27 protein-coding genes are annotated in these 21,829 nt (G+C 44.4%); 21 read left to right on the plus strand and 6 right to left on the minus strand.

All coding sequences use genetic code 11. The features are described from left to right. The first annotated feature begins 94 nt into the window (after positions 1–94). From ICV36_RS04095 to ICV36_RS04145, 11 genes are all read left to right on the plus strand, one after another. The gene (locus ICV36_RS04095) at positions 95–430 is read left to right on the plus strand and encodes a metalloregulator ArsR/SmtB family transcription factor (protein WP_215401314.1); all 336 of its coding nucleotides are present in this window, start codon (positions 95–97) and stop codon (positions 428–430) included. A gap of 78 nt (positions 431–508) precedes the next feature. Beyond that, positions 509–1,864: a sulfite dehydrogenase gene (gene soxC, locus ICV36_RS04100; RefSeq protein WP_371743215.1), complete on the plus strand. Its 1,356-nt coding sequence runs from the start codon at positions 509–511 to the stop codon at positions 1,862–1,864. After that, the gene (locus ICV36_RS04105; RefSeq protein ID WP_215401318.1) at positions 1,848–2,939 is read left to right on the plus strand and encodes a c-type cytochrome; all 1,092 of its coding nucleotides are present in this window, start codon (positions 1,848–1,850) and stop codon (positions 2,937–2,939) included. The genes soxC and ICV36_RS04105 overlap by 17 nt, the downstream gene beginning before the upstream one ends. A gap of 82 nt (positions 2,940–3,021) precedes the next feature. Next, the gene (soxY, locus tag ICV36_RS04110) at positions 3,022–3,474 is read left to right on the plus strand and encodes a thiosulfate oxidation carrier protein SoxY (protein WP_215401320.1); all 453 of its coding nucleotides are present in this window, start codon (positions 3,022–3,024) and stop codon (positions 3,472–3,474) included. A 52-nt stretch (positions 3,475–3,526) separates the two neighbouring features. Then, positions 3,527–3,835 carry a thiosulfate oxidation carrier complex protein SoxZ gene (gene soxZ / locus ICV36_RS04115; RefSeq protein ID WP_087909856.1) on the plus strand — a complete coding sequence of 103 codons (309 nt, stop codon included), beginning with the start codon at positions 3,527–3,529 and terminating at the stop codon, positions 3,833–3,835. Positions 3,836–3,890: 55 nt separating this feature from the next. Then, positions 3,891–4,706, plus strand: a complete 816-nt coding sequence (gene soxA, locus ICV36_RS04120; RefSeq protein ID WP_215401321.1) for a sulfur oxidation c-type cytochrome SoxA — start codon at positions 3,891–3,893, stop codon at positions 4,704–4,706. A gap of 21 nt (positions 4,707–4,727) precedes the next feature. After that, on the plus strand, positions 4,728–5,366 hold the full coding sequence (gene soxX / locus ICV36_RS04125; RefSeq protein WP_215401326.1) for a sulfur oxidation c-type cytochrome SoxX: 639 nt from the start codon (positions 4,728–4,730) through the stop codon (positions 5,364–5,366). 49 nt (positions 5,367–5,415) lie between these two features. Next, positions 5,416–7,146 (plus strand): thiosulfohydrolase SoxB, encoded by a 1,731-nt coding sequence (soxB, locus tag ICV36_RS04130; protein ID WP_215401328.1) that lies wholly within the window; start codon positions 5,416–5,418, stop codon positions 7,144–7,146. A gap of 21 nt (positions 7,147–7,167) precedes the next feature. Next, on the plus strand, positions 7,168–7,605 hold the full coding sequence (locus ICV36_RS04135; RefSeq protein WP_215401330.1) for a DsrE family protein: 438 nt from the start codon (positions 7,168–7,170) through the stop codon (positions 7,603–7,605). A gap of 10 nt (positions 7,606–7,615) precedes the next feature. Beyond that, positions 7,616–8,569 carry an MBL fold metallo-hydrolase gene (locus ICV36_RS04140; protein ID WP_215401331.1) on the plus strand — a complete coding sequence of 318 codons (954 nt, stop codon included), beginning with the start codon at positions 7,616–7,618 and terminating at the stop codon, positions 8,567–8,569. Between the two features lie 70 nt (positions 8,570–8,639). Then, positions 8,640–8,957, plus strand: a complete 318-nt coding sequence (locus ICV36_RS04145; protein ID WP_251375077.1) for a hypothetical protein — start codon at positions 8,640–8,642, stop codon at positions 8,955–8,957. Here ICV36_RS04145 and ICV36_RS10220 read toward each other — a convergent pair. Beyond that, positions 8,954–9,100: a hypothetical protein gene (locus ICV36_RS10220; RefSeq protein ID WP_251375079.1), complete on the minus strand. Its 147-nt coding sequence runs from the start codon at positions 9,098–9,100 to the stop codon at positions 8,954–8,956. The genes ICV36_RS04145 and ICV36_RS10220 overlap by 4 nt on opposite strands. A gap of 7 nt (positions 9,101–9,107) precedes the next feature. On the opposite strand from ICV36_RS10220, the gene ICV36_RS04150 reads away from it, so the two are divergent. The 6 genes from ICV36_RS04150 to mnmH are packed head-to-tail and all read left to right on the plus strand — an operon-like array spanning position 9,108 to position 12,926. Next, the gene (locus tag ICV36_RS04150; RefSeq protein ID WP_251375080.1) at positions 9,108–10,097 is read left to right on the plus strand and encodes a YeeE/YedE family protein; all 990 of its coding nucleotides are present in this window, start codon (positions 9,108–9,110) and stop codon (positions 10,095–10,097) included. A gap of 24 nt (positions 10,098–10,121) precedes the next feature. After that, positions 10,122–10,559, plus strand: a complete 438-nt coding sequence (locus ICV36_RS04155) for a YeeE/YedE family protein (RefSeq protein WP_215401334.1) — start codon at positions 10,122–10,124, stop codon at positions 10,557–10,559. A 1-nt stretch (position 10,560) separates the two neighbouring features. After that, positions 10,561–11,004 carry a YeeE/YedE family protein gene (locus ICV36_RS04160; protein WP_215401335.1) on the plus strand — a complete coding sequence of 148 codons (444 nt, stop codon included), beginning with the start codon at positions 10,561–10,563 and terminating at the stop codon, positions 11,002–11,004. A gap of 55 nt (positions 11,005–11,059) precedes the next feature. Continuing rightward, entirely contained in the window at positions 11,060–11,404 is a 345-nt protein-coding gene (locus ICV36_RS04165; protein ID WP_215401336.1) for a TIGR01244 family sulfur transferase, read from the plus strand. Positions 11,405–11,426: 22 nt separating this feature from the next. After that, positions 11,427–11,846 carry a thioesterase family protein gene (locus tag ICV36_RS04170; RefSeq protein WP_215401337.1) on the plus strand — a complete coding sequence of 140 codons (420 nt, stop codon included), beginning with the start codon at positions 11,427–11,429 and terminating at the stop codon, positions 11,844–11,846. Positions 11,847–11,852: 6 nt separating this feature from the next. Next, the gene (mnmH, locus tag ICV36_RS04175; protein ID WP_215401338.1) at positions 11,853–12,926 is read left to right on the plus strand and encodes a tRNA 2-selenouridine(34) synthase MnmH; all 1,074 of its coding nucleotides are present in this window, start codon (positions 11,853–11,855) and stop codon (positions 12,924–12,926) included. Between the two features lie 23 nt (positions 12,927–12,949). Here mnmH and ICV36_RS04180 read toward each other — a convergent pair whose 3' ends face one another. The 4 genes from ICV36_RS04180 to ICV36_RS04195 all read right to left on the minus strand — a co-directional run bounded on the left by ICV36_RS04180 (position 12,950) and on the right by ICV36_RS04195 (position 18,478). Continuing rightward, the gene (locus ICV36_RS04180) at positions 12,950–14,332 is read right to left on the minus strand and encodes a TolC family protein (protein WP_215401339.1); all 1,383 of its coding nucleotides are present in this window, start codon (positions 14,330–14,332) and stop codon (positions 12,950–12,952) included. Positions 14,333–14,449: 117 nt separating this feature from the next. After that, the gene (locus tag ICV36_RS04185) at positions 14,450–17,656 is read right to left on the minus strand and encodes an efflux RND transporter permease subunit (protein ID WP_215401340.1); all 3,207 of its coding nucleotides are present in this window, start codon (positions 17,654–17,656) and stop codon (positions 14,450–14,452) included. Positions 17,657–17,717: 61 nt separating this feature from the next. Further along, a complete protein-coding gene (trxC, locus tag ICV36_RS04190; RefSeq protein WP_215401341.1) occupies positions 17,718–18,137 on the minus strand; it encodes a thioredoxin TrxC in 420 nt (139 codons plus the stop codon). Between the two features lie 32 nt (positions 18,138–18,169). After that, positions 18,170–18,478, minus strand: a complete 309-nt coding sequence (locus ICV36_RS04195) for a hypothetical protein (protein WP_215401342.1) — start codon at positions 18,476–18,478, stop codon at positions 18,170–18,172. 154 nt (positions 18,479–18,632) lie between these two features. Here ICV36_RS04195 and ICV36_RS04200 point away from each other — a divergent pair, with 154 nt between their 5' ends. From ICV36_RS04200 to ICV36_RS04210, 3 genes are all read left to right on the plus strand, one after another. Next, positions 18,633–19,013, plus strand: a complete 381-nt coding sequence (locus ICV36_RS04200; RefSeq protein ID WP_215401343.1) for a rhodanese-like domain-containing protein — start codon at positions 18,633–18,635, stop codon at positions 19,011–19,013. A gap of 27 nt (positions 19,014–19,040) precedes the next feature. Continuing rightward, positions 19,041–19,493, plus strand: coding sequence for an OsmC family protein (locus ICV36_RS04205; protein WP_215401344.1), 453 nt, complete (start codon positions 19,041–19,043; stop codon positions 19,491–19,493). 71 nt (positions 19,494–19,564) lie between these two features. After that, the gene (locus tag ICV36_RS04210; RefSeq protein WP_215360034.1) at positions 19,565–19,699 is read left to right on the plus strand and encodes a DUF3149 domain-containing protein; all 135 of its coding nucleotides are present in this window, start codon (positions 19,565–19,567) and stop codon (positions 19,697–19,699) included. Positions 19,700–19,762: 63 nt separating this feature from the next. Here the strand turns inward: ICV36_RS04210 and ICV36_RS04215 are convergent, their stop codons facing one another. Beyond that, positions 19,763–20,947 (minus strand): acyl-CoA dehydrogenase, encoded by a 1,185-nt coding sequence (locus ICV36_RS04215; protein ID WP_215401345.1) that lies wholly within the window; start codon positions 20,945–20,947, stop codon positions 19,763–19,765. A gap of 102 nt (positions 20,948–21,049) precedes the next feature. Here ICV36_RS04215 and ICV36_RS04220 point away from each other — a divergent pair, with 102 nt between their 5' ends. Further along, on the plus strand, positions 21,050–21,760 hold the full coding sequence (locus tag ICV36_RS04220) for a queuosine precursor transporter (protein ID WP_215401346.1): 711 nt from the start codon (positions 21,050–21,052) through the stop codon (positions 21,758–21,760). Positions 21,761–21,829 lie beyond the last annotated feature (69 nt).

A 21,829-nucleotide genomic window follows, 5' to 3' on the forward strand; every position in this document is an offset into this window, starting at 1 on the left:
AGGGTATCTCACTATATCGAATGTATTGGCGACAAGGTCAAATATATGCGCATACACGCATATATCCACATATATCTTTAAGGCATCGCATAAATTGAAATCAAGGGTTCAAAAAGCAACCAAAAATTTGTCTCCAAAACAAATGGAGAAGGTATTTTCTCAAGTTGCCGCCTATTTCAATGTGTTGTCTGAGCCTGCGCGCTTACGCATTATGTATGCGGTCTGTAGTGGAGAAAAATCTGTTTCTGAAGTTGTTGAGATGTGTGGCACGAGTCAGGCCAATGTATCGCGACACTTGCTGGCCTTGAACAAGGCTGGAATCTTGGTGAGGCGAAAAGAGGGTGTCACGGTTTATTACTCGATTGCAGATACTGCAACCGTTGAAATGTGTCAAACAGTCTGCGCAAAGATCGCAGAAGGTATTCATTAAGTTTGCAGTTAATCACTTATAAGTAGAGGTCAAATGACTAAGAAGCAAATTGAATTGAGCGCTGAGGATATCTCCGCGATTGAGAAGCCTGCCAATCGGGCTCGTTTGGTTAAAGCGCCAGAGCACTTTATCTCTCAAGAATTAATTGCCGACATCAATGCCAATGGTCTTGATGAAACGCGTCGCGGTTTCTTGCGCAAAGGGTTTATGTCAGCAGTTGGCGGCGCCGCAGCAGGCTTGGCTGCGCCACTGGCTTTTGCTGCTGGTGAGGGTGATCCAGCGATTCTTGAAAAACAAGAGTGGCAGACTACGCTTGGCAAGAATGTGGCCACAATGCCCTATGGCGTGCCATCAATTTATGAATCCAATTTAATTCGCCGTGAGTCACCAGGTTTAACACGCGTCTCAGCAGCTTCAGTTGCATTTACTCCTTTGCAAGGTTTGTTTGGAACCATTACGCCTAATGGATTGCATTTTGAGCGTCACCATCAAGGTTGGTACAACCTGAATCCTGAAACCCATCGCTTGATGGTGAACGGTATGGTTAAAAATGCACGTGTATTTACGATGAACGATTTGATGAGATTGCCATCGGTATCGCGCACACACTTTATTGAGTGCGGCGCCAATACTGGTTTGGAGTGGGGTAACGTTGCAGTACCAACTGTGCAATATACCCATGGCATGCTCTCTTGCTGTGAATTTACTGGCGTACCTCTCAAGGTATTGTTAGATGAGTGCGGCGCTGATCTGAAAAAAGGGAAGTTCTTACTTGCAGAGGGTGGTGATGGTTCCGGCATGACTCGTACGATCAATTTAGAAAGTTGCCTTGATGACACCATCGTAGCTTGGAGTATGAATGGTGAAATGCTGCGCCCAGAAAACGGTTTCCCGCTGCGCTTAGTTGTGCCTGGAGTTCAAGGCGTCAGCTGGGTTAAATGGTTACGTCGCCTTGAAGTAGGTGATATGCCTTGGAATGCTAAAGACGAAGCAGTTCATTACATTGAACTGATGCCGGATGGAATTCATCGTCAATACGCCTCTATTCAAGAATGTAAATCTGTAATCACTACACCTTCTGGTGGTCAGCAATTGCTCGACAAGGGTTTCTATAACGTCAGTGGCATGGCTTGGTCCGGCCGCGGCAAGATAAGGCGTGTGGATGTTTCATTTGATGGAGGCAATAACTGGCGTCAAGCGCGCTTGGAAACGCCAATTCTCACTAAGTCAATTACCCGTTTCAATATTGATTGGGTGTGGGATGGCTCACCAGCAATATTGCAATCCAGGGCGGTGGATGACACGGGTTATATCCAACCTGCGATTAAAACTTTGCGCAATGTTCGTGGTACACGTTCGATTTATCACAACAATGCAATTCAGTCTTGGAAATTAGATTCAAACGGTGAGGTGAGCAATGTACAAGTTGGGTAAATCGATTGCTCGTTTAGGGCTGTTGTCCGCAGGATTGCTGGCTGCTAATTTTGCTTATGCGCAAAGTACTCAGGGCTCTGCCAAATTTCCTGGAGTGGGCCGCAATGCTACCCCAGCTGAAGTGGCGGCATGGGATATTGATGTACGCCCCGATTTCAAAGGGTTGCCCAAAGGGTCTGGATCGGTAGATCAAGGCCAAACAATTTGGGAAGCCAAATGCGCTAGTTGCCACGGAATTTTCGGTGAATCAAATGAGATTTTTACGCCGATTACTGGCGGTACGACCAAGGATGATGTTAAGACTGGAAGAGTCGCCTCTCTTGCGGATATGAAGCAGCCACAGAGAACCACTTTGATGAAGGTTCCTACTGTTTCTACTTTGTGGGATTACATCTATCGTGCAATGCCGTGGAATGCACCAAGATCTTTAACTCCAGATGAGACATATGCTTTGGTTGCTTTTATCTTGAGCATTGGCGAGGTAGTTCCGGATGACTTTGTATTGAGCAATACCAATATTGCTGAAGTGCAAGCCAAAATGCCTAACCGCAATGGTATGACCAGAAAGCATGGTTTCTGGAATGTCAAAGATAAGCCTGACGTCAATGGTTCTTCTTGCATGAATAATTGCGTGCCATTTGTGCAAATTGGATCTACCTTGCCTGATTTTGCGCGTGATGCGCATGGCAATATTGCAGAGCAAAATCGCTTATATGGCCCATATCGCGGTGCTGACACCACTAAGCCGCCAATTTCAAAACTACCAGGTGCATCAGGAGAAGGGCTAGCCCACGCTAAGGATACCCATGCCAATGCCCCCAAGGGTGCTGCAGCCTTATTTAAAAATGAGAATTGCTCTGCCTGTCATGCTCCAAACGCTAAACTGGTTGGACCTTCAATAGCGGATATTTCTGCTAAATATAAAGACCAAAGCGGTGCCTTAGATAAACTGATGGCTAAGGTAAAGAATGGTGGATCTGGAGTTTGGGGTTCAATACCGATGCCGCCACAATCGCAATTATCAGATGCAGATCGCAAAACGCTCGTGGAGTGGGTGCTATCAGGGGGTAAATAAGAAGGGGGCTTTTGAATAACCCGCATGGTTTATTGGAAAGCAGATAATATATTCATAGTAAGAGATTAATAAAGGAGTTTTTATGAATCAGCAGCGACGCAGTTTATTGAAATATTCAGCCGTATTCGGATTGATGGCTTCTGCGGGTCTTATTAGCGTAGCCCAAGCTCAAGAGTGGAATAAAGCCGCATTCGAAGGCAAGAGTCTTGATGACGTATTCAAAATCTTGGGAGCAGGTAGCCCGGACAAGTCTGGTGCAGTGACTTTGAATGCCCCTGACATTGCAGAGAATGGTGCAGTAGTTCCTGTTGGAATTACAACCACACTGAAAGCTGAGCAAATGGCAATCTTGGTTGAGAAAAACCCAAGCGCCTTAGCTGCTCAATTCTTTATCCCTTCCGGCACTGAGCCATTTGTTACTACTCGTATCAAGATGGGTCAAACCTCTAATGTTTACGCTTTAGTAAAAGCGGATGGCAAGTGGAGCATGGCCGTTAAGGAAGTGAAAGTTACTTTAGGCGGTTGCGGCGGTTAACCCCCCCCAACAACTAAATCATTAATTAATTACTAGATTAAAAGAGGAAAACATGGCTGATCCAATGCGCGTAAGAGCTGCTGAGAACGGTGGAATTGTGGATGTAAAGATTTTGATGAAGCACGATATGGAGTCTGGTCAGCGTAAAGATGCTGCTGGCAAAACCATTCCGGCATGGTTCATCAGCACAATTAATGTCAAAGCAAATGGCAAAGATGTATTGAATGGTCAGTTTGGCCCAGCAGTTTCTAAGGATCCATTCTTGAACTTCAAGTACAAGGGCGCCAAAGGTGACAAGATTGTTGTGAGCTGGGTAGATAGCAAGGGCGACAAGCGCACTGACGAAGCTACTGCTTCTTAATTCGCTTTTGTACTAATAAATCTTTACCGTCTCAAGAGTTTTGAAAGGGTTGCAAATGCAGCGTAAATTTTCTTTAGGTTTAGCCACGGGTGTAACGGCTGCTTTATTAATGGTCACATCATCTGTTTCAGCGCAAAAGAGTGCTACAGACGATATTGCAAAATATCGTGAGATGATTGCTGATGGCAACCCTTCAGAACTTTATGAGGCTGCTGGTGAAGATTTGTGGAAAAAGCCTGCCGGTCCTAAGAATGCCACTTTAGAAAAGTGTGATTTAGGTTTAGGACCTGGGGTAGTGAAGGGTGCAGCGGCTCAGCTGCCACGCTACTTCAAAGATGCCAATAAGGTTCAAGATCTCGAGTCCCGCCTAATGACTTGTATGCAAAAACTTCAAGGGCGTGATCCGCAAGAGATGATTGATGCGCCGTTTCAAAAGGGCCCCAAAAAGGATATGGAGGCTATTGTTGCTTACGTAGTAACAATGTCTAAAGGCGACAAAATTAAAGTTAGCACCGCACATCCAAAAGAAAAAGAAATGTATGAGCTTGGTAAGCGCGCATTCTTCTTCCAAGGCGGACCAATGGATTTTTCTTGTGCATCATGCCATGGAGAAGATGGTAGGCGTATTCGCTTGCAAGACCTACCAAATATAACGACTCAAAAGGGTGCTGCTATGGGTTGGGGTTATTGGCCTGCTTATCGTGTATCAAGTGGACAGTTCTGGACGATGCAGCAACGCTTGAATGATTGCTATCGTCAACAACGATTCCCATTCCCAATTTATACCTCTGATGTAACTATTGCTTTATCTATGTATATGGCTAAGAACGCTAATGGCGGTACGGTTGAAACCCCTGGCTTGAAGCGTTAATGGATAAGAGATAGAGATACTATGAACATGAAGAATATTAAATCCCTCTTGGCTGTTAGTGGTGTTGCATTGGCTGCATTGGTGATGTATGGGAATGCGGCAGCACAGCAGGCAAATGATCCTAAATTCAACAAGATGATGAAGGATGGCTTTCGAGCTGATGGTATTGCTGGTTTAGATCGCATTCAACAAGATGAAACCCAAAAGTTTTGCTCAGACCCTGTGTTTGCCAATAGCAAACAAGGCGAAAAAATGCGTGAAAAGATTCAGAAGCTCAATATGGATGACATTAAGCAACCGTCTGATGGCAAGTACATCGGCGATTGGAAGAAGGGCGAGGCGATTGCGCAGAGCGGCCGCGGCGCAACTTGGACTGATAAGGCTGATACCGTCATTGGCGGTGGTTGCTATAACTGTCACCAGATCGATCCTAAAGAAATTTCCTATGGAAATATCGGTCCATCATTAACGGGTTATGGAAAGTTGCGCGGCTATTCTCAAGAAGTGGTTACTTATACCTGGAATCGGATTAATAACTCCAAGGCATACAACGCTTGTAGCAATATGCCAAGGTTTGCACACTTTAAACTCTTAAATGAGCAGCAGATACGGGATGTTATGGCCTTGCTGCTTGACCCTGCCTCTCCAGTTAATCAATAACGAATCAAAGAACAGGCCGATAGGCCTGTTTTCTTAAGGAAATATTTATATGTCATTAAATCGTCGTGACTTTTTGCAGGCCTTAGCGATTGCATCAGCGGGTGGCTTGAGTTTGCAATCCAATTTCGTGAATGCTCAGAGCACCGCACAGAAATATTATGATTTGCCTAAATTTGGTAATGTCCATTTCTTGCACTTTACCGACTGTCATGCGCAGTTATTGCCTATTTACTTCCGTGAGCCTAATGTCAATTTGGGTATTGGTGCGCAAGAAGGTAAGACTCCGCATTTGGTCGGAGAATATTTTCTAAAGGCAAATGGCATACTAGCCGGCACACGTGACGCTCATGCCTTCACTTATTTAGATTACGTTGCTGCGGCTCAGAATTACGGCAAGATGGGTGGCTTCGCCCACATGGCTACGTTGGTCAAGCAAATGAAAGCAAATCGCCCTGGCGCTTTATTGCTCGATGGTGGAGATACTTGGCAAGGCTCTGGAACAGCGCTTTGGACCAATGGCCAAGATATGGTTGATGCAGCTCTTGCGTTGGGTGTTGATGTGATGACCCCCCATTGGGAAATGACTTTAGGTGAGAAGCGTGTGATGGAGATCGTCAATGGCGATTTCAAAGGCAAAGTCAATTTTGTTGCGCAGAATATTAAGACAGCTGACTTTGGGGATTCTGTATTCAATCCTTATGTCATGAAAGTGCAGAACGGTATTCAGGTTGCCATCATTGGTCAAGCCTTCCCATATACACCAATTGCCAACCCGCGTTACTTCACGCCAGATTGGACCTTTGGCATCCAAGAAGAAAACCTCCAGAAGACAATTAATGAAGTGAAGTCCAAGGGAGCCAAGGTTGTGGTTCTGCTCTCTCACAATGGTATGGACGTAGACCTGAAGATGGCTTCTCGTGTCAGTGGTCTTGATGCCATCATGGGTGGTCATACTCATGATGGGGTTCCTATTCCAGTCAAAGTGAAGAACTCAGGTGGCGTAACCCTAGTAACTAACGCCGGCTCTAATAGTAAGTTCTTGGGAGTGCTTGATTTTGATGTCAAAGGTGGTAAGGCGGTAGATTTCCGCTACAAATTATTCCCAATTTTCTCTAATATGATTCCTGCAGATCCAACTATGAATAAGTTGATTGCAAAAATCAGAGCGCCATTCGAGGCGAAACTGAATGAAAAATTGGCGACTACTGAGGGTCTCTTATACCGTCGTGGCAACTTCAATGGTAGCTTTGATCAGCTCATCCTAGACGGCCTCATGGCGCAAAAGAATGCCGAGATTGCGTTCTCACCAGGCTTCCGCTGGGGAACTAGTTTGTTACCAGGTCAAGCTATCACTCGGGAGAATCTTTTAGATCAAACTGCAATTACATATCCGTACACCACCGTCACCAATATGAGTGGTGAAACCATCAAAACTATTCTCGAGGATGTGGCAGATAATTTATTTAATCCAGATCCGTATTACCAACAGGGTGGTGATATGGTTCGGGTCGGCGGCATGCAATACACCATAGATCCAGCACAAACGGCTGGAAAGCGGATTACCGATATGCGCTTGAATGGTAAACCTATTGAGGCAAGCAAGACCTATAAGGTTGCTGGATGGGCGCCGGTTAGCGAAGAGGCTAAGAATGCTGGCGGTGAGCCGATTTGGGATGTGATTGAGCGTCACCTGCGTGATGTCAAGGTGGTGAAGGCGGTTAAGCTTAATGAGCCAGTTATTAAAGGGGTTTCAAACAACCCTGGCATGGCCCCAATCTAATTAACTTCATCGAAGAATCATATGAAAAAACTATTTACCATTATCGCTGCCTTGACTCTTGTGTTTGGGTTTTGCAGTAATGTTTCGGCTCAATCTGCAGGCAATACCAAAGTCGTTTATCACATCGATGATGCTGAAACTCAGGGATTAAAAGGTTTACGTAACATCCGAAACCATCTTGATGTTTCCCCTCAAACAACCATTATTGTTGTGACTCATGCGAATGGCGTGGATTTGTTGATGGAAGGTGGCAAGGATAAGAAGAACAATGTGGAATACGCACCTTTGGTCGGCGCCTTGAAATCTCGTGGTGTGAAGTTTGAGGTTTGTGAGATTACGTTAAAGAATCGTAATTTGAAAAAAGATCAGTTCACACTTGATGCGGATTTCACACCATCTGGCGTGGTACGCGTCGCCGATTTGCAATACAAAGATGGCTTTGCCTATATCAAGCCCTAAGTAAGTTCCAATGAATTGCTTTAAAACTTTTGCGGGGATCCTGTTGGGATCCCTTATCTTTTTGGGTTCGGCGCTAGGTCAGGGTAAGCCTAGCGATACGATAAAGCTTAAGCCAGTACAAGTGGCGCCCCATACCTATTTTGTACAAGGCTTTCCGGAGATGGGTAGTAGCTCCAACCAGAACTTCATTTCTAATGCTGGATTTATTGTTACTCCAGATGGAGTGGTAGTGGTTGATGCCTTGGGGTCGCCGATTCTTGCGCAAAAGCTCATCGCTGAAATTAAAAACATTACCCCGCAGAAAATAGTGGCCGTTATAGTTAGTCACTATCATGCGGATCATGTTTATGGTTTGCAAGAATTCAAAAAAATTGGCGCCAAAATTTATGCTCAAGGTGAGGGAAGAAATTACCTCTCTTCTGAAACTGCTAAGCAACGTTTGATTGCCTCAAGAATTGATTTTGCTCCCTGGGTTAATGCAAATACCAAATTAATACCTGCAGATGTATGGGTGGACCAAAAGTCAAAGTTGATAATTGGCGGAGTAGATTTTTTTGTGAGCAGGGTGGGTCCTGCACATGCGCCTGAAGATCTGATGGTCTACGTACCATCAGAAAAAGTCCTTTTTGCAGGAGATTTGGTTTTCAGAGGGCGTATCCCCTTTGTTGGAAACGCTGACAGCAAGGGCTGGTTAATCGCTTTAGATGAGATTGAGAAACTCAACCCCAATATCGTCATTCCAGGGCACGGCAATTATTCCGCTAAACCAGCTGAAGATATTGCCTTTACAAGGGATTACCTCAATTATTTGCGCGAATCCATGTCTAAAGCGGCAATTAATCTGGATCCATTCGAGGATGCCTATCAACAGGCTGATTGGTCTGAATATGAGGGAATGCCGCTGTTTAGGGCTGCCAATCGCATGAACGCCTATAACGTCTATCTGTCGATCCAGGCCGAATAGACATTCAACCAAGGCAAATTAAGCCATTGGGCCTTAAAATAGAGGATTAATGCTAAATCCTTGATTTGTAATGAAAATGATTTTTCTTCGATTCCTGCTTGCTACCGCATTCGGTACGCTGATGAATCTGCCTGTTCTGGCCAGCCCAGATTTGGCCAATGGCAAAACTATTGACCAGCAAAAGTGCTATTCCTGTCACGCAAAGAAAAGTGGGTTTGGTAATGGGGACATGATTTATACCCGTTCGGATAGCAAAGTAAAGTCTTTGGCTAATTTAAAGAAGATGGTTGCACTTTGTAATACTGAGCTCCGTCTTGATCTATTTCCAGAGGATGAAGCAGATGTCACGGCCTTCCTCAATCAACAGTTTTACAAATTTAAACCTTAATCTTTCAAAAAACTCGCCATGGATGTTGTTGATATCAATTCTTTAAGTAAATCGGTTCTTTGGGCAACTTTTGCCATAACCTTTTTTCTTGGTGCAGTGATGCAAAAAACAGGTTTTTGCAGCATGGGCGCTGTTTCTGACATATTCATTATGTCAAGCTGGGATCGTTTAAAACAATGGTTTCTGGCTATCGGTGTTGCGATTGTTGGTTTCACATTAATGTCTTACATGGGCTTAATAGACCCGCTTAAAAGTTTTTACACTGGCAATAAATTTTTATGGCTCTCCACAATTGTTGGAAGTATTTTGTTTGGTCTGGGGATGGTTTTAGCTTCAGGATGTGGCAGTAAAACGTTGATCCGTATTGGTGGCGGCAACTTGAAGTCCATTGTGGTGTTTATGGTTCTGGGCCTCACTGCTTATATGACGATGCGTGGATTCTTGGGCGTAGTTCGCATCAATACTTTGGATACGATATTTATTGCCTTGAATACACCTCAAGATCTGCCTAGTTTATTGAGTGCACCTCTTGGAGTTGCTCGACCACAGCTCCATCTAGCTCTTGGTTTAATCATTGGCGCAGCATTTATTGCCTATGCTTTAGCTAGCAAAACATTTTGGACTGCTGAAAACCTATTTGCAGGTAGTGCCGTTGGGTTGGCGATTTGTGCTGTTTGGTGGGTATCGGGCAATTTGGGTTATGTCGCCGAAGATCCAAACACTTTGGAAGAAGTATTTTTAGTTACGAATTCTGGTCGCATGGAAAGCCTATCGTTTGTTGCTCCCTATGCTTACTCTTTGGATTGGTTGATGATGTACAGCGACACATCCAAAGTGCTCACACTAGGCATTGTCGCTGTGTTGGGGATGATTTTGGGTTCTGCGGCGGTTTCGATTGCGACTAAAACATTTCGTTGGGAATCGTTTCGTAATACCGAAGATACTGCTAATCATTTAGTTGGTGCGGCGCTCATGGGCTTTGGTGGTGTGACGGCCCTAGGTTGTACGGTGGGGCAGGGCTTGAGTGGCATTTCAACGCTAGCGCTTGGCTCGCTATTAGCTTTGCCTGGATTTATTTTTGGAGCTTATTTAGGTCTACGTTATCTGCAGATACGCCTTGCTCCTAACCCTTGTAGTTAATTTTCAAAGACGAACGAATAAATAATGCAAATTGATTGGATGTCTTTTACCCCCGTACCTTCGCTGCTAGGAGGGATGATTCTTGGACTTGCAGCCGCCTTGTATGTTTTATTGCATGGTCGTATTTTGGGTATCAGCGGAATTGTTTCTGGTTTATTGCACCCGAAATTAACAGATTCAGCTTGGCGTGTTGCTCTTGTTTTTGGTTTGATATCTGCACCTTTTCTAGCAGCGTTATTTTTCGGGATATTTCCAGTTGTAGAAATTGAGGCAGATTGGATGGCAATTGTGATTGCTGGCCTTCTGGTTGGCTTTGGAGCTCAATATGGCTCGGGCTGTACCAGTGGCCATGGTATCTGTGGCCTTTCACGTCTATCACCACGTTCATTGGTTGCCACACTCTCTTTTATGAGCGCAGGTTTTATTACTGTTTTTGTGCTTCGCCACGTGATTGGGGTTTGAGATGAGAAAACATTTCAACATCCTTGGTCAATATGCAATTGGCGTGCTTTTTGGCTGGGGCTTGATTATTTCTGGCATGAGCAACCCACAAAAAATATTAGGATTTTTAGATTTAGCCGGCAACTGGGATCCTTCATTAATGTTTGTAATGGTGGGTGCTGTGATTGTGGGCTTAGCCGGGTTTTATGTTGCCAGCAAAAGAACGGAAGCTTTTTTTGGTGGTGCACTACATATCCCCAAGAGTGCTGATATTACTAAACCATTGCTTATTGGTAGTTTGATTTTTGGGGCTGGCTGGGGGATCGCTGGCTTTTGTCCAGGTCCAGCTCTGGTTGCCCTGGGCGCTGGCCACCTGAAGGCCTTGGTATTCGTGGTTGCAATGTTAGCCGGCATGGAGATCTGTGAGCGCTTTTTCACTGCCCATAAAAGCAAACCAAGCCAGTGAGTTGACTCTGATTTAGAATTAACTCTATTGCTATTTATTCAATGTAGAGGGTTTTATGAGTCTTCCTATTTCTTGCCATAACGCACAGTTTGGCACTCTCGGTCAGATCGAACCAAGTCATTTGGCTGAAATTGCCAAACAAGGCTATAAGAGCGTGATTAACAACCGTCCTGACGGTGAGGGTGGCCCGAGCCAGCCTTTGAACGCCGCCATTCAATCTGAAGCAGAAAAATTGGGTTTGAATTATGTGTACTTGCCAGTGGTATCGGGTGCAATTACTCCAGATCAAGTTCAGGAGATGGCGCGCCTCTTGAAAACTTTACCAGGACCCATTCTGGCCTTCTGTCGCTCTGGTGCGCGTTCAACTAATTTGTACCAGCTTGTATTGCAACTGGGCTAATTTAAAGAGCGCTCGCTAAACCATGCGTATCACTATTCCCGAAGAACGAAAGCTGGTTCATGAAATGATCATGCCTATTCGTTGGGGTGATATGGATGCGTATGGTCATGTCAATAACACCGTGTACTTTCGTTACATGGAGCAGGCTCGGTGCGAATGGATTACTGGCATGGGCTACGAGGTTGCGCCGGGTCGCGAATCTATGCTGATGCTCAATGGCTTCTGTAATTTTTATCAACAACTTTCGTTCCCAGGTGAATTGATATTAAAGACCTCCATTGGCGCCATCGGTAGAACCAGTTTGGATGTCTATACCAGCATGGCTTTAACTACCTCGCCTGAAGTCGAGGCGGCTATTGGCGGGGCCACAATGGTGTGGGTAGACCTCACTACCAATAAGTCGGCCCCTTGGCCTGAGCATATTTTGCAAAAGTTGCGCTAGTCTATCGTGCAACCCAGCAATCCTCATATCTTAAGAGTCGATCAATTTTTATCTGAACTAGATCAATTTGATCTCGTGATTGATGTGAGATCTCAGGCTGAGTTTGCTTTAGATCACATTCCTGGTGCGGTCAATTACCCAGTTCTTGATAATGAAGAGCGCGCCAAAATTGGAACGCTCTACAAACAAGTTTCTCCCTTTGCAGCCAAGAAGCTCGGCGCAGCATTAGTCTCTAAAAACATTGCCACTCATCTTGAAAATCATTTCCTGGACTTGCCTCGTGAATGGCGTCCATTAATCTACTGCTGGCGTGGTGGTGAACGTAGCGGTGCCTTTACCCATATTTTGAATCGGATTGGTTGGAAGGCTAAACAACTCGAGGGAGGTTATCAAACCTTTCGTCGTACTGTGATTAGCGGGTTAGATCAAGCAGCCAATCAGTTTTCCTTTCAGGTCATTTGCGGAATGACTGGAAGCGGTAAAACGCGGGTACTACAAGAAATTGGTGCATTGGGGGCCCAGATCCTTGATTTGGAAGGGTTGGCAGTGCATCGCGGCTCAGTGCTTGGTAACGAGCCCAATGAGGATCAGCCATCGCAAAAGGGATTTGAAACTGCTCTATGGAATGCATTGCGTTCGCTTGATCCCGCTAAGCCAGTATTTGTGGAGTCCGAAAGCAAGAAGGTGGGGGGATTACACGTGCCTGATGCCTTGATGGAAAAAATTCGTAATGGGTCTTGTATTGAATTGAGATCGAGCACACAAACACGAGTGTCTTGGCTAATTCGTGAGTACCATCACTTCTTAACTGATACGGATAATTTCAAACGTAAACTGGCATTGCTAACTGCGCATTATGGAAAAGCGCAGATTGCTAAATGGAATGAAGCAATCGATGCTGGTCTTTTTCCGGAACTTGTTGAGGAGCTTTTAGTAAAGCATTACGACCCTTCATATCAATCATCTATCGTACGAAATTTTCCCCGTTACAAAGAAGAAAAGTTTGTGCAGCTAGAGAGTGATAGCAATCAAGCTTTTGAACGCGCTGCAAAGGCAATATTAAGAGCGTCTCTGATCTAAATCTAAGTTACCCGATGAACCAATCAATTAAGATATGCATTGGTTTGCGATAGATCTTGTTCTGTTATCTCTCCGGTAATGGCAGCAAGGCGCAATCTATTTAGAAAATAATTTACTTTCTCCATGTAGAGCGCGTAATCGGTGGCAATCAGATCGCTTTCGGCGCCCAATAACTCCATTGTGGTGCGAGAACCGTTAGCATAGCCATCCCGAGTAGAGTTTAGTCTTGCAAGGCCCGTCTTTTGTGCGCTTGAAAGGGCGCTAAGCTTTGCCTTGGCGTTACTCATAGAATACCAGAGAGCTCTCAAGATTCTCTCTAAATTTTGTTCTGATTTAGCGTATTCAGCCTTGGTTTTTTCTATTAGTAGCAGCGCCTCTTCTTGTTTTGCCGAACGGTACCCACCGGTATATAGGGGGATAGACAATTGCAGGCCTACCAAGTAATTATTCGTGGCCGTATTGCTTGATGGTCCAAAATCACCAGACCCATTAAGCTTATCCTTGGAAGTTTGAGCCACAGCATCTAACTTCGGAGAGGAAATAGCGCCATATTTTTCTGCTTCTTCTTTTGCAACTTTCTCTTGGACTAAAAGCAATTGCAGTTGAATATTTTGTGATTTTAGTTTTGCAATATAGGTTTCAATATTGGATAGGTTTAGACCATCTACATTTAGAGCAATTCTTAGCTTATCTACTACTACTGGACTTCCAAATAAATCCTGTAAAGCAAGTTTTTTCACTGCCAGATTGGTTGCGGCATCTAAAGCATGAACTTTAATTGTATCCAGCCTCTCATTCGCCTCTTGCATATCGGTTTGGGTTGCATCACCGAGCTTAAAGCGCTTTTCAATTTGCTGGCGTGTGTTGGCAATTGCGAATTCTTGTTTTTTAGCCAATCGGACTGCTTCTTCAGCGCTTAGCACATCAAAGTAACGCTCCGCTACCAATAGAATTAAGTTTTGGTGTGCTGCTTGTGCACCTAGATTTGAGGCATCTGCGGAAAGGTTAAGTTGACGACTTTGAGCTAACCGCTCTCGGTTATAAATCGACTGTGTTGCACCAATCGTATAGCGATTAACAAAACCATTATTAACAGAGGTATTAAAGTTGGCACCGTTGATAGTGCCCATTCCTGGGGCGTAAAACTGAGCGCCAGTCGTTGAGGTGTTATAGCTCATGCTGCCAGTAAGGGCATTTAAGTTAATGCTTGGTAGCCATAGAGAGGTTCCTTGGTCACGTCTTTTTTCACCAGCCATTTGTTCATAACGGCTAGCTATAAACTCCGGGTCTCGATTTTGTGCCTCTTTCCAAACTTCCATTAGGCTGGTTGCCATTGCGGGGTGGATCGAAATTGTTAGCAGAGCTATTGCAGCTGTTACTAGGGGTTTAATAAGACTTAGTTTCATATTTAACCTATGGTGTTATGCGCCAGCCTTAATGCCTAGTTTTCGGACAATTGTTTCCATAAGGCACCATTTAGTTATTCCACTTTGCATGATATTTTTCCTATATATTTAATGGATTTATTGAGGGATTTTTCTGCGTGAGGAGTATGCAGAGTAGTAGAGGAGTGGGATCACTACTAAAGTGAGTGCGGTAGATACAAGAATGCCAAAAATCAATGAAATGGCTAGCCCATTAAAAATTGGATCATCTAAGATAAAAAATGCACCGAGCATAGCGGCAAGTCCAGTTAAGGCAATCGGTTGCGCTCTGGTAATGGCAGCGTTTACAACTGCATCTTTGAATTCCATGCCGCCTCGAACCTGTAGATTAATAAAATCAACCAGCAATATTGAATTTCGCACAATAATCCCCGCCAAGGCAATCATGCCTATCATTGAGGTTGCGGTAAATTGCGCACCCAAAAGTGCATGCCCCGGCATTACACCAATAATGGTTAGAGGTATTGGCGCCATGATAATTAATGGGGTGAGATAGGAACCAAAGTGGGCAACTACCAAAAGGTAGATGAGTATTAGGCCCACAGCATAAGCAGCCCCCATATCGCGAAAGGTCTCATAAGTTACTTGCCACTCGCCATCCCACTTAATTGCGTAGTGCTGATAGGGGTTGGATGGTGCCTTGGTGAAGTATTCTTCTACAGGGTTTCCTTGAGAATCCTTTATGGCGCTTACAAATTCCCTTGTCTTAAATAAGCCATACAAAGGACTGTCGATTTTTCCTGCTGTGTCGCCAACGACATAGCTTACGGGCAAGAGATCTTTGCGGTAAATAACTTGCTCCCTATCCCCATCAACGATAGAGACTAGCTGACTCAGGGGTACAGCCTCTCGTTGAGAGCTTTTAATTGTAAGCTTCAATAGGCTATCAAGTGAATCTTGCTGGTCTAGTGGCAGTCTGATTTGTGTTGGGGCAGGATACTTTGATTGATCATGGATATAAGCGGCATCCTCGCCAGCAAGCCCGGCTCTTAAAGTTGTCACAATAGCCTGTTGTGATATCCCCATTAGACTGGCTTTGCGCCGATCCACTACAAGGAATTTTTTGGGCGCTTTTGCCACGCTGCTGTCATCAATATCGACGATGCCATCGGTCTTTTCGAAGGCAGACCTTACTGACTTGCTAATATTGAATCTACCATCAGCCGTAGGGCCATATATTTCGGCAACAATAGGTGAGAGTACAGGGGGCCCTGGGGGGACTTCAACCACCTTTACATTGGCGTCATATTGTTTAGCGATGTCTTGTAGCTCTGGGCGCAAACGACTTGCAATTTTGTGGCTTTGATCTGAGCGATGGTGCTTATCAATGAGATTTACTTGAATATCGCCTAGAGCGGGGCTCTGCCGAAAATAATACTGACGCACCAGGCCATTAAAGTTAATGGGTGCTGCTGTTCCTGCATACACTTGGTAGCTGCTCACTTCTGGGGCTTTTGCTAAAGTAGCCCCCATTTCACGCAATACATCAGATGTTTTTTCTATCTTGGTATTAGGTGGCATATTAAGAATGACCTGAAATTCAGATTTGTTATCAAATGGCAACATTTTCAGTACGACCAATCCAAATATGGGGAGCGAAAGGGAAATTAAAATTGCTCCAATTACTCCTATTGAAAGTAGCTTGCGATTTCTTTTGCCGTATTGATCGTTAAGCAGCGGTTCAAATACCTTTTTAAATTTTGGACCGATCCAATCCGCAAGATTAAAATGAGTGTTTTTTAAATCTGAATGCTTTGGCAGCCAGAGTCTCGCCATCCATGGGGTTACCATAAATGCGATTGCAAGCGATAGCAGCATCCCCATGCTGGAGTTAATCGGAATTGGGCTCATGTATGGACCCATTAACCCGCTAATAAAGGCCATCGGTAAAAGCGCGGCGATTACTGTGAGGGTGGCCAATATAGTGGGGCCACCCACTTCGTCAACTGCACCAGGAATAATTTCCTTTAAGTTTTTCTTTGGGTAAAGCAATTGATGGCGGTGAATATTTTCTACCACCACAATTGCGTCATCAACCAAGATTCCAATAGAAAATATTAGAGCGAAAAGAGAAACGCGATTAATCGTGAAGCCCCAGGCCCAAGAGGCAAATAAGGTGGTCGCTAAAGTGAGTACAACTGCGGAACCAACAATTAATGCTTCTCTTCGTCCTAAGGCGAAGAATATTAGTGCAACCACGGATAGGGTAGCGAAGATTAATTTTTGAATTAGCTTTGTAGCTTTTTCGTCTGCAGTTTCGCCATAATTTCGAGATACTGCAATCTCAATATCTTTCGGTATCAAAGTGGATTTCAGTGCATTAATTTGGGATATAACTTGGTTTGATACCTCAACAGCGTTTTCACCAGGCTTTTTGGTGACTGAAATAGTAACTGCTGGATGGTCTATTGAAGATTTGCTTTTAGCGTCGGCATGCCAGACTAAGCGCTGATTTTGAATGGGGCCCTCAACTACTGCGGCCACATCTCTCATGTAAATTGGATTGCCTTGACGAACTCCTAGAGCAATTGATTGGACATCTTCCAAGCTTTTCAGAAAAGGGCCGGTTTCGATTGCAATCCTACCTTGCTCTGTTAGTAGATCACCTACAGGCATTCCTAGGTTAGCTGTCTCTAGTGCCATTCTTAACTCTGGAATCGTTACACCCTTGATAGCCATTTTTTCGGGATTCACTTCAATCCGAACAGCCCGCCCTGGGCCTCCTATCGTGGTGACCTCGCGTGCCCCCTTAACTCTTTTTAAGTCTATCTCTACTTTATTGGCAATTTTTTCCAGTTCGAATGCACTTATCGAGGGATTATTTGAAAATAGTGTGAGCGATAGGATTGGTACGTCATCGATTCCCTTTGGCTTAATAATCGCTGGCATCACTCCAAGACCCTTTGGTAGCCAGTCAGAGTTAGCGGCGACAGTATCATGCAAGCGGACTAATGCTTCAGTTCTCGGTACGCCAACTTTGAATTGAACTGTAATGACTGATAAACCTGTTTGCGACATAGACATCACATGCTCTATCCCTGCAATTTGAGATAGAACTTGCTCCGCTGGTATGGATACCATTTCCTCCACATTTTTTGCGGTTGCGCCGGGGAAGGGGATGATGACATTAGCCATCGTGACATTGATTTGCGGCTCCTCCTCACGTGGCGTTACGATAATGGCGAATAGACCAAGTAATAATGCAAGAATAGCCAGAAGAGGAGTTATCTGCGCGCTTTGAAAGAATTTAGCGAATCGGCCTGATAAGCCTAATTTCTTATCCATGTACTTGATCCCCTAAATATTGCAAAATAAGATTCAATATATTTAACGTTGATTGTTTTGATTAAAAAAGGCTCAGAATAAATTGATTCAGTTGTGAAGTTGGCAGTGCGCCGGTAATACGCTTAATCTCAACTCCATTTTTAAATGCCGCTAAGGTGGGTATGGAGCGGATAGAAAATTCTTGAGCAATAACTGGTTGGGCTTCAGTGTCTAATTTAATGTGAAGAACCTGTTCGCCATATTTTTTTGCGCTAGCTTCAAAAGTTGGGGCAAACATCTTGCATGGCCCGCACCAAGGCGCCCAGAAATCTACTACAACAGGTAGGTTGCTATAACTGAGGATTTCTTTAAGGCTTGCTTGGTCTGCATCAATAGGGCCTAACAATAAACCTGCTTTACAAACTCCACATACTGGATTTTGATTAATCCGTTCCAATGGTAGGCGATTAAATTTATGGCAGCTTGGGCACTTAATCAACATATATTGCGTTCCCTTAAATATGGATTAATTAATTACAGTGTTCGATGTACTTGCAACATCTGATAAATCTTTTCGTCAATCGGACCGGGTAGAGGTGTAATACCAGCCTCCCGAAGCTGCATGCATATTTGACCTCTTAGAACAATTAGCCCCTTAAGTGTCTCGCGCTTATGAAAATGATCGTGATTGCGATCGATATCGGCAAGTAAAAACTGATGTAAATTTTCGTGATCAGAAAGATCTAAATTTAAGGCAAAGGCGAGCCGCACAATTTCTTGGTTAAGCTCATGAATCGTTTTTTCATATTCATGCTCTTGAAAAGGGGCAGATATTGTATTCATGATGCCTCCTTTAATGGAGGTAAGCTGTTATGTACATGCTGTTACTTTATTAGTTCTATTCTTGGTTGATCTGATTAAGCAATTTCTAACATGAGCGTTCTATGACATTATATAATAAAATATAATATATGAATATTATTTAAAAGGAAAGCACATGAAAACAGCTCATGATTTGGTTGCTCAGGCTAAATTGTCAATAAATGAGGTTTCTATCGGGGATGCACCCCATGCTATTCAGGGTGCTGACGTGTTATTGGATGTGCGCGAAGCGGATGAATATGCAAATGGACATATCCCTGGGGCCATTCATATGTCTCGAGGTTTACTTGAATTCAAGTTAAGCAATGATCCAAATTTAAGCTCTCGGGATCTCAAAATAGTGCTCTACTGTAAAAATAGCGGTAGGGCTGCATTAGCATCAAAGGCACTGCATGACATGGGATATATGAACATTCAATCAATTGCCGGTGGATTTGATGCGTGGGCTCAGGCGGGTAACCCAATTGCTAAACCAGAGCCAATCGAATTTGAGTAAATGAACTAATAAATAAAGGACATCATCATGAGTGGAAATCCAACCGTAAGACTTAAGCAGCAAGCGGATTATCAGTTTGCAATATTTTATAGCGAGGAAAAAGCTCCTATCATGGGTGATGAGCCGCCACCCCTGGGGAAATCGGAGGGGGCAACCCCTTCGCAATTACTAATTGCTGCGGTTGCCAATTGTTTATCGGACTCGTTGCTTTTTGCTTTAAGAAAATTCAAACAAGCTCCTGAGCCTATAGAGACTTTAGCTACTTGCGAAATAGGACGCAATGAGCAGAATCGCCTCCGAATTTTGTCGATACGCGTTGAGATACATGTTGGCGTGCCTGGGGAGTCTTTGGAGAATCTAGATAGAGTCTTGGCTCAGTTTCAGGAGTTTTGCACTGTTTCATCAAGTGTTGGCGCAGGTATTCCGGTCAATGTGTTCGTAATCGATAGTTTAAGAAAGCAACTTTACCCAGCAATCTAAGCGATCTTTTTGATGTTAATCAAATAATCTTTTTTTAAAGATCCTATAGTGAAACCACTGGAGGATGAAAAATGAAAATGTTAGTTGAGCTATTTGGATCGTTTGCAGGTCAATTAAGTTTGGCGGTTATTCTTTTTATGATCGGCATGGTCATATTTTTTGCCCGTTTATTTATTAAGAAAAGTGCTGAGGGCGGCGATCAGTAATTGCACATAAAAAAGCCCTTGAGTATGCATTCAAGGGCTTTTGTAATGCCTAGCTATCTTTATTTAGCTAAACGCTTGAATTCCTGTTTGTGCACGACCGAGAATCAAGGCATGAATATCATGAGTTCCTTCATAAGTATTTACTACCTCAAGGTTCAACATGTGACGCACAACGCCGTACTCATCTGAAATGCCGTTACCGCCGTGCATATCACGCGCCATGCGAGCAATATCTAAAGACTTGCCGCAAGAGTTACGTTTCATGATGGAAGTGATCTCTGGAGCGGCAATCCCTTCGTCTTTCATGCGACCTAAACGTAAACATCCTTGCAATCCCAATGCAATTTCAGTTTGCATATCGGCCAATTTTTTCTGGATCAATTGATTGCTAGCTAGAGGCTTACCAAATTGTTTGCGATCCATGGTGTATTGACGGGCAGCGTACCAGCACCATTCAGCAGCGCCTAATGCGCCCCAGGCAATCCCATAGCGCGCAGAATTTAAGCAAGTGAAGGGGCCTTTGAGGCCTTCAATTTCAGGAAATTCATTTTCGGCTGGAACAAATACTTCATCCATCACAATTTCGCCAGTGATGGAAGCTCTTAGACCCATCTTGCCGCTGATCTTTGGTGCGCTTAAGCCTTTCATCCCTTTTTCAAGAATGTAGCCGCGAATAATGCCTTCATCATTTTTCGCCCAAACCACAAACACATCAGCAATCGGAGAGTTGGAGATCCACATCTTGGATCCGGTAAGCGAAAATCCGCCAGGAACTTTCTTAGCTCTCGTAATCATGCCGCCAGCATCAGAGCCGTAGTTTGGTTCAGTTAAACCAAAGCAGCCAATCCATTCACCACTGGCTAATTTAGGTAGGTACTTTTGTTTTTGGGCTTCGCTACCAAATTCATTAATCGGCACCATCACCAAGGAGGACTGAACGCTCATCATGGAGCGATAACCGGAATCCACGCGTTCGATTTCACGGGCGATTAAACCGTAGGAGACGTAGTTCAGATTGGCGCCACCATACTGCTCGGGAATCGTGATTCCTAAGAGGCCTAATTCACCCATTTCGCGGAAGATGGCGGGATCGGTTGTCTCATTGCGAAAAGCATCGTGAATGCGAGGCATTAAACGGCCTTGAGCGTACTCGGCCGCAGCATCTCGAACCATGCGTTCCTCTTCGGTAAGCTGGGTATCAAGTAGCAGGGGGTCTGCCCAATTAAAGCTTGCCTTACTTTTGCTCATTGCTTTGCCATCCTATATCGTTTTATCTTCACTTTTAGCCTGCTTCCTGCGAATTTTCAGGAATGCAGATATTCTGTTTCTATTATCCATTTTTCTGGACTTATGGACTCGCCTCGACGCCACCATCGCTATTACGACCTCATTCTGGCCGCCTTTGTGGTCGTTTTGTTGTGCTCTAACTTTATTGGCGCTGGTAAGGCTGCTGTCATTGATCTTCCGTATTTTGGATCCGTCCCATTTGGTGGCGGGATTTTGTTCTTTCCCATTGCCTATTTCTTCGGCGACATCCTAACCGAGGTCTATGGCTATGCTTATGATCGCAGGGCGGTGTGGGCTGGTTTTGCTGCTCTCGCATTTGCCGCGGTGATGGCGCAGATTGTGATTGCTTTGCCGGTGGCGCCTGGTGATTACATGGCGAACTATCAGCATGGTCTCGAAACTGTTTTTGGAAATTCCTGGCGTATTGCCTTGGCTTCGATGTTCTCTTTTTGGTGCGGAAGTCTAACGAACAGTTATGTTTTGGCCAAAATGAAAATCTGGACCCAGGGACGTTTTTTGTGGATGAGGGCGATTGGTTCGACGGCAGTGGGGGAGATGGTCGACTCGACATTCTTTTATATGCTGGCTTTCTATGGCATTTGGCCTACCCATGAAATTCTTCAGGTTGCGCTAGCTCAGTACGTCCTCAAGACATCTTGGGAAATCTTGGCCACTCCTATGACCTATTGGGTCGTGAACTTCCTTAAGCGTAAGGAAAACGAGGATTTCTACGATATTCATACGAATTTCACCCCATTTAGGGTCAAAGTCTAAGCAAGGGGCATGGCTTAGTGCCAACAAAGCGCTCTAAGCCGTTAAAATAACGGTCTTTGCCCCCTATCG

Source organism: Polynucleobacter sp. MWH-UH35A (genome assembly GCF_018687075.1).
Taxonomy (GTDB): Bacteria; Pseudomonadota; Gammaproteobacteria; order Burkholderiales; family Burkholderiaceae; genus Polynucleobacter.

Coding starts and splice junctions, on each gene's coding strand:
- soxZ (WP_087909856.1), top strand. CDS start 3,527: ATGGCTGATCCAATGCGCGTAAGAGCTGCTGAGAACGGTGGAATTGTG.
- ICV36_RS04185 (WP_215401340.1), bottom strand. CDS start 17,656: ATGGATAAGAAATTAGGCTTATCAGGCCGATTCGCTAAATTCTTTCAA.
- ICV36_RS04165 (WP_215401336.1), top strand. CDS start 11,060: ATGAGTCTTCCTATTTCTTGCCATAACGCACAGTTTGGCACTCTCGGT.
- ICV36_RS04200 (WP_215401343.1), top strand. CDS start 18,633: ATGAAAACAGCTCATGATTTGGTTGCTCAGGCTAAATTGTCAATAAAT.
- ICV36_RS04135 (WP_215401330.1), top strand. CDS start 7,168: ATGAAAAAACTATTTACCATTATCGCTGCCTTGACTCTTGTGTTTGGG.
- ICV36_RS04105 (WP_215401318.1), top strand. CDS start 1,848: ATGTACAAGTTGGGTAAATCGATTGCTCGTTTAGGGCTGTTGTCCGCA.
- soxY (WP_215401320.1), top strand. CDS start 3,022: ATGAATCAGCAGCGACGCAGTTTATTGAAATATTCAGCCGTATTCGGA.
- ICV36_RS04170 (WP_215401337.1), top strand. CDS start 11,427: ATGCGTATCACTATTCCCGAAGAACGAAAGCTGGTTCATGAAATGATC.
- ICV36_RS04195 (WP_215401342.1), bottom strand. CDS start 18,478: ATGAATACAATATCTGCCCCTTTTCAAGAGCATGAATATGAAAAAACG.
- soxA (WP_215401321.1), top strand. CDS start 3,891: ATGCAGCGTAAATTTTCTTTAGGTTTAGCCACGGGTGTAACGGCTGCT.
- soxB (WP_215401328.1), top strand. CDS start 5,416: ATGTCATTAAATCGTCGTGACTTTTTGCAGGCCTTAGCGATTGCATCA.
- ICV36_RS04220 (WP_215401346.1), top strand. CDS start 21,050: ATGGACTCGCCTCGACGCCACCATCGCTATTACGACCTCATTCTGGCC.
- ICV36_RS04180 (WP_215401339.1), bottom strand. CDS start 14,332: ATGAAACTAAGTCTTATTAAACCCCTAGTAACAGCTGCAATAGCTCTG.
- ICV36_RS04155 (WP_215401334.1), top strand. CDS start 10,122: ATGCAAATTGATTGGATGTCTTTTACCCCCGTACCTTCGCTGCTAGGA.
- ICV36_RS04145 (WP_251375077.1), top strand. CDS start 8,640: ATGAAAATGATTTTTCTTCGATTCCTGCTTGCTACCGCATTCGGTACG.
- ICV36_RS04205 (WP_215401344.1), top strand. CDS start 19,041: ATGAGTGGAAATCCAACCGTAAGACTTAAGCAGCAAGCGGATTATCAG.
- ICV36_RS04160 (WP_215401335.1), top strand. CDS start 10,561: ATGAGAAAACATTTCAACATCCTTGGTCAATATGCAATTGGCGTGCTT.
- trxC (WP_215401341.1), bottom strand. CDS start 18,137: ATGTTGATTAAGTGCCCAAGCTGCCATAAATTTAATCGCCTACCATTG.
- ICV36_RS04215 (WP_215401345.1), bottom strand. CDS start 20,947: ATGAGCAAAAGTAAGGCAAGCTTTAATTGGGCAGACCCCCTGCTACTT.
- ICV36_RS04210 (WP_215360034.1), top strand. CDS start 19,565: ATGAAAATGTTAGTTGAGCTATTTGGATCGTTTGCAGGTCAATTAAGT.
- ICV36_RS04140 (WP_215401331.1), top strand. CDS start 7,616: ATGAATTGCTTTAAAACTTTTGCGGGGATCCTGTTGGGATCCCTTATC.
- ICV36_RS10220 (WP_251375079.1), bottom strand. CDS start 9,100: ATGTCAGAAACAGCGCCCATGCTGCAAAAACCTGTTTTTTGCATCACT.
- soxX (WP_215401326.1), top strand. CDS start 4,728: ATGAACATGAAGAATATTAAATCCCTCTTGGCTGTTAGTGGTGTTGCA.
- ICV36_RS04150 (WP_251375080.1), top strand. CDS start 9,108: ATGTCAAGCTGGGATCGTTTAAAACAATGGTTTCTGGCTATCGGTGTT.